Genomic DNA, 8,213 nt, shown 5'->3' with positions numbered 1-8,213 from the left:
GGGCCGTGGTGGAAATTGCAGCGGGAGAGGAGCAGCGTCCGGGGCGGAGTCGAAGCGTGAGAAATACGGCCATGTCGCCTGGTGGTGTTTGTTGCCGATAAGAAACACGGAGGAAGCACCGTGCAAGCCGGCTCCACGAGCCGGCCCGACGCAACATGTTACGACATTGGCATTTGAGCCGAGGCGGGCAATGCCAACGGTTACGCCAGCGACGCCGCCGCGAACTTGCCGAGGTCCGTGGCCGGATCGCGCAGCGCGTCCACGTCGAGCCGCTTGCCCGAGCCCACGAGCTTCTTGCCGAAAAGAAAATCGGGCATCGAACTCACCGCGTCGACCGCCAACAGCGCGCCGTTTTTCAGGTAGTAGACCGCGAAGCGGCGCGCAGCCGGGTCGCCGCGCACGACCGTCTCGTCATAGCCTTCGTTCAGGCCCACGGTTTGCAGCTTGAGGTCGTACTGATCGGACCAGAACCACGGCGCATCGCACGCTGGCCGCGCCTTGCCGACGATGGCCGCGGCGGCGAGCTTCGCCTGTTCGACCGCGTTGTGTACGCTCTCGAGGCGCCCCGTGCGGCTATAGTGCGCGAGCGGCCGGCTCGCGCAGTCGCCAATGGCGAACACGTCGGCGTCGGAGGTGCGTGCGTCCTCATCGACCTGGATGCCGTTCACGCACGCAATGCCTGCCGCCTGCGCCAGCGCGACATTGGGCGTAATGCCGATGCCGATCAGCGCGAGCGTGGCCGGCACGATCTCGCCATCCGCGAGCTTCACGCCCGTGAGCTTGCCCTGTTCGCCCACGAACGCCTCGATCTTCGCGTTCAGGCGCAGATCGACGCCTTGCGCGCGATGTTCGTTCTCGTAGAACGAGGAAACGGTCTCGCCGGTCACGCGCGCGAGCACACGCGGCGCGGCCTCCAGCACCGTCACCTCGTGGCCGAGCTGGCGCGCCGCGGCGGCGGCTTCGAGCCCGATATAGCCCGCGCCGATCACCACGAGCCGCTCGCCGGGCTTCACGCGCTCGCGCAGCACGTCGGCGTCGGCGAGCGAGCGCAGCGCCATGACGCCCGCGAGTTCGTGCCCGGGCAGCGTCAACGCGCGCGGCGTCGAGCCGGTCGCGAGAATGAGTTTGCTGTATTGCAGCGTCGTGCCGTCGCTGAGCGCGAGCGTGTGGTTCGGGCAATCGAGCGATTGCGCGCTTGCGCCGAGCTTCAGCTCGATGCGCTGATCGTCGTAAAACTGGCGCGGCTTGAGCCAAAGCCGCTCGAGTTCCGTTTCGCCCTTCAGGTAGGCCTTGCTCAGCGGCGGGCGGTGATACGGCGGCACCGGCTCTGCGCCCACCAGCACGATGCGTCCCTCGAAACCATACTGCCGCAGCAGCGCCGCCGCGTTGCCGCCCGCATGCCCCGCCCCGACGATCACTACCGTATTGCCTGCTTCCTGCATGTCCGCTCCCGTTCATTGATTCGCCGCGCGCATGGGCCATGCTCATTGAGCACGGCGACTTGCCAATCCGGGCTTGCCACCGCACGCGGCCTGCGCGCCGGGACCGGAATCATCTCACGTCCGCGCGGCGAACGGCAAAGGCCCTGTTCGCGCCGGGTGCACGACCAGCCGGCCCGCACGGCGGCATGTCAGTCGAGCGCGCGATCGTTGGGCGCCGCGTACAGCGCGCGCAGCATGTCGCTCATCGGAAACCCGAAGTTCACGCCCTTGGGCGGCACCGGCTGGTTGAACCACTTGGTATAAAGCGCCTCCATCTGGCCGCTTTTCATCAGTGCGCTCATCGTGTCGTTCACGAGTTGCTGGAAAGCCGGATCGCCGTTGCGCAACATGAATGCATAGGCTTCCCGGGATTGCGGCGTGCCAACGATCACCCAGTCAGATGGATGCGCGGTCAACGATCTCGTGCCCGCGAGCAGCACGTCGTCCATCATGTACGCGACCGCGCGGCCCGATTCGAGTATCGCGCGCCCCTGCCGGTAATCCTTCGCGCTGATCACCTGCATGTTCATGTGCTTCTCGAGATTCATGCGGCGCAAGATACGCTCGGACGTCGTGCCCTGATTGGTGAGCACGGTCTTGCCCGCGAGGTCCGGGAAATCGCGAATGCCTGAATCCTTGCGCGTCAGGAGCCGCGTGGTGGCGACGAAGAACGTATCGGAAAACGTCACCTGGCTATGGCGTGCCTGGAGATTGGTGGTGACGCCGCATTCGAGATCGACAGTGCCGTTCTGCACGAGCGGAATGCGGTTCTGCGAAGTGACGAGAACGAATCTCACCGCCAGATTCGGGCGATGCGTCCTGGCCTTCACGGCGTCGATGACACGATTGCAGATATCCTGCGAAAAGCCGCTCACGTTGCCGTTCTCGTCCACAAACGAGAACGGCACGGAAGTCTCGCGATAGCCGATCACCATCGCGTTCGCGGCCTGGATCTTTTCGAGCGTGGGCTGCGCCACCTGGGCATGCGCCGCCTGCGCCAGCAATAACGGCAAAGCGAGCGTTGCGGCACCGGCAAGACCGGCGCACCACGCCGAACCCCGCCACTGCGCCATACGCTTGAGCCCGCTCATGACTCGCTCTCCCATTCCCGATGTTTGTTCCGATGCGGTTCGATGATAAGCGAAGTGTGTTGCAGTGCGCGGCTCGCCCGCAGGTTCAGCCGTTGACGATCTCCTTCGGCTGCAGCAGCGAGAGCGCCGCGCCGAGGATCATCGCCGCCACCACGCAGTACATGCCCGCGTTGGTGCTATGCGTGACGTCCTTCATCCAGCCGATGATCGTCGGGCTCACGAAGCCCGCGAGATTGCCGATCGAATTGATCATGCCGATGGCCGCCGCAGCCGAGCCGCCCGCGAGTATCGCGCTCGGCCAGGTCCAGAACACCGGCATGGTCGCGAGCATGCCGGCGGCGCCAACCGACAGCGCGAGCATCGCGAGCGGCACGTTATGGCCGAACACCGTGCTGAAGTAAAGCCCGAGCGCGGAGGCAAGCGACGCGATCGCGAAGTGCCAGCGGCGTTCACCGTGACGGTCCGCGTTTTTGGCCACCCACAGCATGCTGACGACGGCGCACGCGTAGGGAATGGCAGTGAGCAGGCCCACGTCGAGCGCGTCCTTCACGCCGCTCGCCTTGATGAGCGTGGGCAGATAGAAGCTGATGCCGTAGAGGCCCATCATGCAGCAGAAATAAATGATCGCCATGAGCCACACGCGGCCATTGCCGAACACCGAGGCAATCGACGCATGGCCCTTGCCGGCCTGATCGCGCTCGATGTTTTCCTCGAGCACGGCGCGCTCTTCATTGGACAGCCATTTCGCCGCGCGAATGCTGTTGGGCAAATAGAACAGCGTGATGACGCCGAGCACGAGCGAAGGCAGCGCTTCGATGAAGAACAGCCATTGCCAGCTTGCCCAGCCGCCCTTGCCGTCGAAGGCAGCGAGAATCCAGCCGGAAAGCGGGCCGCCGAACACGCCGGCAACCGGAATGCCGATCATGAAGAGCGCGTTCATGCGGCTGCGCCGCGCGGCGGGAAACCAGTAGGTGAGGTAAAGCACGATGCCGGGGAAGAAGCCCGCTTCGGCCACGCCCAGCAGGAAACGCACGACATAGAACTGAGTAGGCGTCTTCACGAGCAGCGAGGCCGCCGAAATGACCGCCCACGTGAGCATGATGCGAGCGATCCACCTGCGCGCGCCCACGCGGTGCATGAGGATATTGCTTGGGACTTCGAAGAAAAAATAGCCGATGAAGAAGATACCCGCGCCAAGACCGTAAACGGTCTCGCTGAATTGCAGGTCGCTCAGCATTTGCAGTTTGGCAAAGCCCACGTTGACGCGGTCCAGATAGGCCGCAACGTAGCAAAGAAACAGAAAGGGCAACAGGCGCAGGGTCGCTTTCGCATAGGCCCGTGCTTCGACATTTTGTCGTTCGGCGCTCGCGAGGCCGCTGATCTTTGCGTTGGCAGTAGCGCTGGTAGTTGTATTCATGGTCTCCACATCGTGGGGCTGACGTGCTGGGGCGGTTCAAACTCGTGCAAGCGGCGCGGGTCGAAAAATCGGGCCTTATGCCTGACGTTCCCGGCTCGAATGTTATCGGTCACGCCCCGCGCCATGCAACGCCCGCAAGGCGCATAATCGTAGCGGCGCGCAATCGGCACTGTCAACTTTGTGTAAGCATGACGAACCTGCGGTCGGGCCCGGCACCTGGCTAGAATCGTCAATGAGTTTCGTATCGGACACATTGCATGGAGGAGCCATGACTCATGCCGCCTCGCCTCGCCGCCCGCGTGTCTATCTCGCCGGCTTCGACGTATTTCGACCTGATGCGCTCGCGCACGGCGCTCATCTGGTCGCCATCTGCGGCGAATTCGGCTTCGAAGGCCTTTTCCCGCTCGACGTTCACGTGCCCGAAAACCTCGACGGCCCGCGCCAGGCCGCGTGGATTTATCGCGCCAATATCGACGCGATCCGCAGCGCGGACATCGTGATGGCGAATGTCAACGATTTTCGCGGCCCGGGCGAGCCCGACTCGGGCACGGCATTCGAGATTGGCTTTGCCGCCGCGCTCGGCAAGGAAATCTGGGCCTATTCGGCTGACACCGGCACGCTGATCGAGCGCGTGCCTTCGCAACCGTGCGCACAGGGCCGGGTATGCGAGCGCGGTTTTCTCGTGGAGGATTTCGGCCTGTCGAAGAACCTCATGATCGCGTGCGCGGCACGCATCGTGCAGGGCGATGCGCGCGCGTGCCTCACGGCCATGGCGCGGGGACGCATGGACTAGCCGCCCTGCTAGCCGCACGCGCCCCGCATCGCCCGTCAGTGGTGCATGGTGCTCATCGTGCTCATGCGCTGCAGCGCACGAATGCGCGCGATCGCCGGCCGGTCGGCCACCGCGCCCTGGTAGAGCTTCGCCAGATCGGCCTTGAGCGCCGTGCGTGAAGCCCCATCGAGATACACCATGTGACCCGAGGGATAAAACCGCGCGCTCAGGTTGTTGCGCACCTTCTGGTCCACGAGCGGCATCATCTGCAGATCGATCACGGTCTGATAGAACGGCGTGACGAAATCGTAATAGCCGTTCGCCGACAGCACGCGCAAATCCGGATTCAGCGCCATCACCGCAGCCAGGTCGCCGGCCGTGTAGAGCACGATGTTGCCTTGCGCATCGACGCCCTTTTGCGCGCCCGTCGGGTCGATATGGCCGAAGTTCCAGTTCTTGAACGCCTGGTCGTTGAGGTCCGTGAACGACGAGTTGGTGCGGAACTTGAGCGTCTCGTTCAGATAGCTGTTCCACATGGCCGTGTACACGCCGCTCACCGCCGTCATGGTGGGGTCGTTGCCGCCCGCATTCGGGTCGATGTTGCCGGCAATGCCCGTGTCGATCGCGGTCACGCGGCCGTCGTACGAGCCGAGCGCCACGCCCTTGTCCTTGAGCAGCGTGGTGAGAAACAGCGAGTTGCCCCGGCTGTCATAAGCGGCGATATCGAGATTCCACGCTTCGAGTGTCTGCGTGTCGATGCCCGTGAATTGCGAAAGTTTCTTGAGCGCGGCGGGAATCGCCCGATTTTTCGGATCGGGGAATTTTTCCAGCGCCACTCGGTAGTCTGTGCGCGCGAATTGCGCGACCTGGGCCACGAACGTCTGCAGGTCCTTTGACACGGGCTTCATGCCCAGCCGCTTGTGGTACCACGCGTCGGCCGCCGCCGTGGGCAGCGCGCCCACCGGATTGCCGCTTTGCGTGTAGTCCAGAATCGAGGACTGCAAGGTGATGCCGTTCAGATCCACGCCGTCTTCGTGAAGGCGATACGCGAGCACGCAACTGCGCGCCGTGCCATACGATTCTCCGAAAAGAAACTTCGGGGAATTCCAGCGATCGTTCGCGCTCAGGTAGCGCTTGATGAACTGCTTGAGCGAGTCCGCGTCCTGGTCCACGCCCCAGAAGTCGCGATTGTGATGCGGCGCGATGGCCGCCGAGTAACCCGTTCCCACCGGATTGATGAACACCAGGTCGCTCTTGTCGAGCAGGCTGTCCGGATTGTCTTCGAGCGTGTACGGCGCGGGCGGCGTGAAGCCCGGCATGGAAGTCTTGATGCGCTTGGGCGCGAACGAGCCGAGCAGCACGAACACCGAGGAAGAACCCGGGCCGCCGTTGTAGAAGAACGTAACGGCGCGGTCCTGCGCCTGCACGCCGTCCTTCGTGAACGCCACGTAGAAGATCTTCGCGTTGGGCTGCGAACTGCTCGGGTCGACCGTGACGAGATGGCCCGCGGTCGCGGTATAGGCAATCGCCTCGCCGCCGATCTGGATCGCATGATGCGTGACCGCGGCGTTTTCGGTCATGTCGGTCACGAAGTCGTCGGGACCGTTGCCGTAGGCAGTGGGATCGAAACACGGCTGGTCGCTCGGGCTGCGGTGCTTGCCGTTGCCGCCTTTGCTTTTTTTGCTGCTGGCCGCCTTGCTTTTACCGCCATTGGACTGAGCGTTGTCGTTCATGTCGTCTCCTTGCCCGTGGTACGTCGATGCTACGCCGAGCCGATCGCGGCCGCCACCCGGGTGCCCACGGGCGTGCCCAACCCCGTGCATGCGTCCCAGCCAGGCCGCGCCGCGTAGTCGCCATTGCTGCCGCTCGTGATGTCGTTGAACGCGCCAGGCCGCGCGTAGAGCTTCGCGTTGATGAAGCCGGCCGCCTTGCCGCTGCCCGCGTTGATGCGCGCCACGAGCGCGGCCCAGAGCGGCGCAACGGCGCTCGTGCCGCCCACCACGGTGTCCATCCCGCCGATGTGCACCTCGTAGCCCGTGGCGGGATCGGCATCGGCGGCCACGTCGGGCACGCCGCGCCGCGCGAGCGCGAGCGCGCGCGCTGCGCCGCTGCCGCGCGAAACCTTCAAACCCTTCTGCCACGCCGGCACCGCGAAGGTCGCGCTCACGCCGCCGCCGGTCGCGCCATTCGCGCCACTGCCCCACACCGTCTCGCGCGTGATCCGGCCGTTCGCAGCGGTGAGTTGCGTGCCGCCGCAGCCGAGCGCATAGGGGCTGGACGCGGGAAAGTCGACATGGTCGGCGCCATCGGTCACGCCGTCCGAAGAGCCGCTGTCGCCCGACGCGCAGCACACCGTCACGCCCAGCGCCACAGCCGTTTGCAACGCATCGTTGAGCGCGCCCAGCGTCTGCTGCGACCATATCGATTCAGGCGCGCCCCAACTGATCGAAATGATCGCGGCCTTGCGCTGGCTGTCGTGCAAGGCCGCGCTCACGGCATCGACGAAACCAGCTTCGCTGTTCGGCGCAAAGTAGACGGCAATCAGCGCGCCAGGCGCGAGCGCGCCGGCAATCTCCACATCGAGCGTGACCTCGGCATCAGGTCCGTTGGGGTCGCCGCTCGGCGCGTTGGTGGCCTGATCCACCGACACGGCCTCCACGCGCGGCCGCGTCACGCCCAGCGCGCTGAAATAGGCGTCGAGATCGGATTGCGCATAGCCGCCGCCCATCTCGATCAGGGCGATGCATTGGCCTTTGCCGTCGCCGGGCGGAAAGTCGTAGAGTTCAGCGAGTTGCAGCGGCGTGAACGAACGGCTCACCGCGCGCGCGGCGCGGATCGGCGCATGCACTACGCCATCGCCCGGTTGCGAGGCTTTCTCGGGAGGCGTCGCGGGCGTTTGGGAATCGATGCGGAAATGCGGCTGCACCTTTGCGCGGCTGTCGAGACCGACAACGGCCGTGATCACCTCATGCAGGTCTTCGGGAAGATGCACGGGGCCAGTGGGCTGGCGAAAGTGCTGCTTGAGCTTGCCGACCTGATGCTCGAAGCGCTGCAAGTCCACGCCGAATGCCGCGTTGTATTGCTGCACGGTCCCGGAGAGCACGACGCGACGCGTATCGCGATCGGCCTTCACGACCACGAGGCCATGCGTCTTTGCGAATGCCTCCACTCGCGCGACGTCGGCGGCATCGGCGCTGAAGCGCTGCTCGTATTGCTCGCGGGAAATCGGCTGCGCGCCCGGCGCGCCCGTCGCGATCCGTTCGACCAGTTCACGGAATGCGCGCTCGGACTGGCGACGCACGATCACAACGACGTTGAAATGCTCTGCGGGATCGCACGCACCCATGCATTGCGCGCCGGCGGGCACCGGGTGTTCATTGCTGGCGCCGGAATCTGATACGGGATGCCTCGTCATGGACGGATCTCCTCGATGAACACGTAAGCGTTCGCGT

The 8,213-nt window shown here is 64.8% G+C and carries 6 protein-coding genes; 1 reads left to right on the top strand and 5 read right to left on the bottom strand.

Features of this window, described 5'->3' with window-relative positions:
• Positions 1 to 200: 200 nt before the first annotated feature.
• The 3 genes from NH14_RS04610 to NH14_RS04600 form a co-directional block, all read right to left on the bottom strand.
• Positions 201 to 1,442: an NAD(P)/FAD-dependent oxidoreductase gene (locus tag NH14_RS04610; protein WP_035521180.1), complete on the bottom strand. Its 1,242-nt coding sequence runs from the start codon at positions 1,440 to 1,442 to the stop codon at positions 201 to 203.
• A 188-nt stretch (positions 1,443 to 1,630) separates the two neighbouring features.
• The gene (locus tag NH14_RS04605; protein ID WP_084224968.1) at positions 1,631 to 2,554 is read right to left on the bottom strand and encodes a transporter substrate-binding domain-containing protein; all 924 of its coding nucleotides are present in this window, start codon (positions 2,552 to 2,554) and stop codon (positions 1,631 to 1,633) included.
• Positions 2,555 to 2,657: 103 nt separating this feature from the next.
• Complete coding sequence (locus NH14_RS04600; RefSeq protein ID WP_052147732.1) at positions 2,658 to 3,989, bottom strand: MFS transporter; 1,332 nt, start codon at positions 3,987 to 3,989, stop codon at positions 2,658 to 2,660.
• A 268-nt stretch (positions 3,990 to 4,257) separates the two neighbouring features.
• On the opposite strand from NH14_RS04600, the gene NH14_RS04595 reads away from it, so the two are divergent.
• Positions 4,258 to 4,782 carry a nucleoside 2-deoxyribosyltransferase gene (locus NH14_RS04595; RefSeq protein WP_035521182.1) on the top strand — a complete coding sequence of 175 codons (525 nt, stop codon included), beginning with the start codon at positions 4,258 to 4,260 and terminating at the stop codon, positions 4,780 to 4,782.
• 35 nt (positions 4,783 to 4,817) lie between these two features.
• Here the strand turns inward: NH14_RS04595 and NH14_RS04590 are convergent, their stop codons facing one another.
• Both NH14_RS04590 and NH14_RS04585 read right to left on the bottom strand, forming a co-directional pair.
• Positions 4,818 to 6,494: a S10 family peptidase gene (locus NH14_RS04590; RefSeq protein ID WP_084224983.1), complete on the bottom strand. Its 1,677-nt coding sequence runs from the start codon at positions 6,492 to 6,494 to the stop codon at positions 4,818 to 4,820.
• A 29-nt stretch (positions 6,495 to 6,523) separates the two neighbouring features.
• Positions 6,524 to 8,176, bottom strand: coding sequence for a S53 family peptidase (locus NH14_RS04585; protein WP_035521184.1), 1,653 nt, complete (start codon positions 8,174 to 8,176; stop codon positions 6,524 to 6,526).
• Positions 8,177 to 8,213 lie beyond the last annotated feature (37 nt).

This window comes from Paraburkholderia sacchari (genome assembly GCF_000785435.2).
Classification (GTDB): Bacteria; Pseudomonadota; Gammaproteobacteria; order Burkholderiales; family Burkholderiaceae; genus Paraburkholderia; species Paraburkholderia sacchari.
Note: the sequence above shows the minus strand (reverse complement) of the source record. Positions and strands in the feature narration are given on the sequence as shown.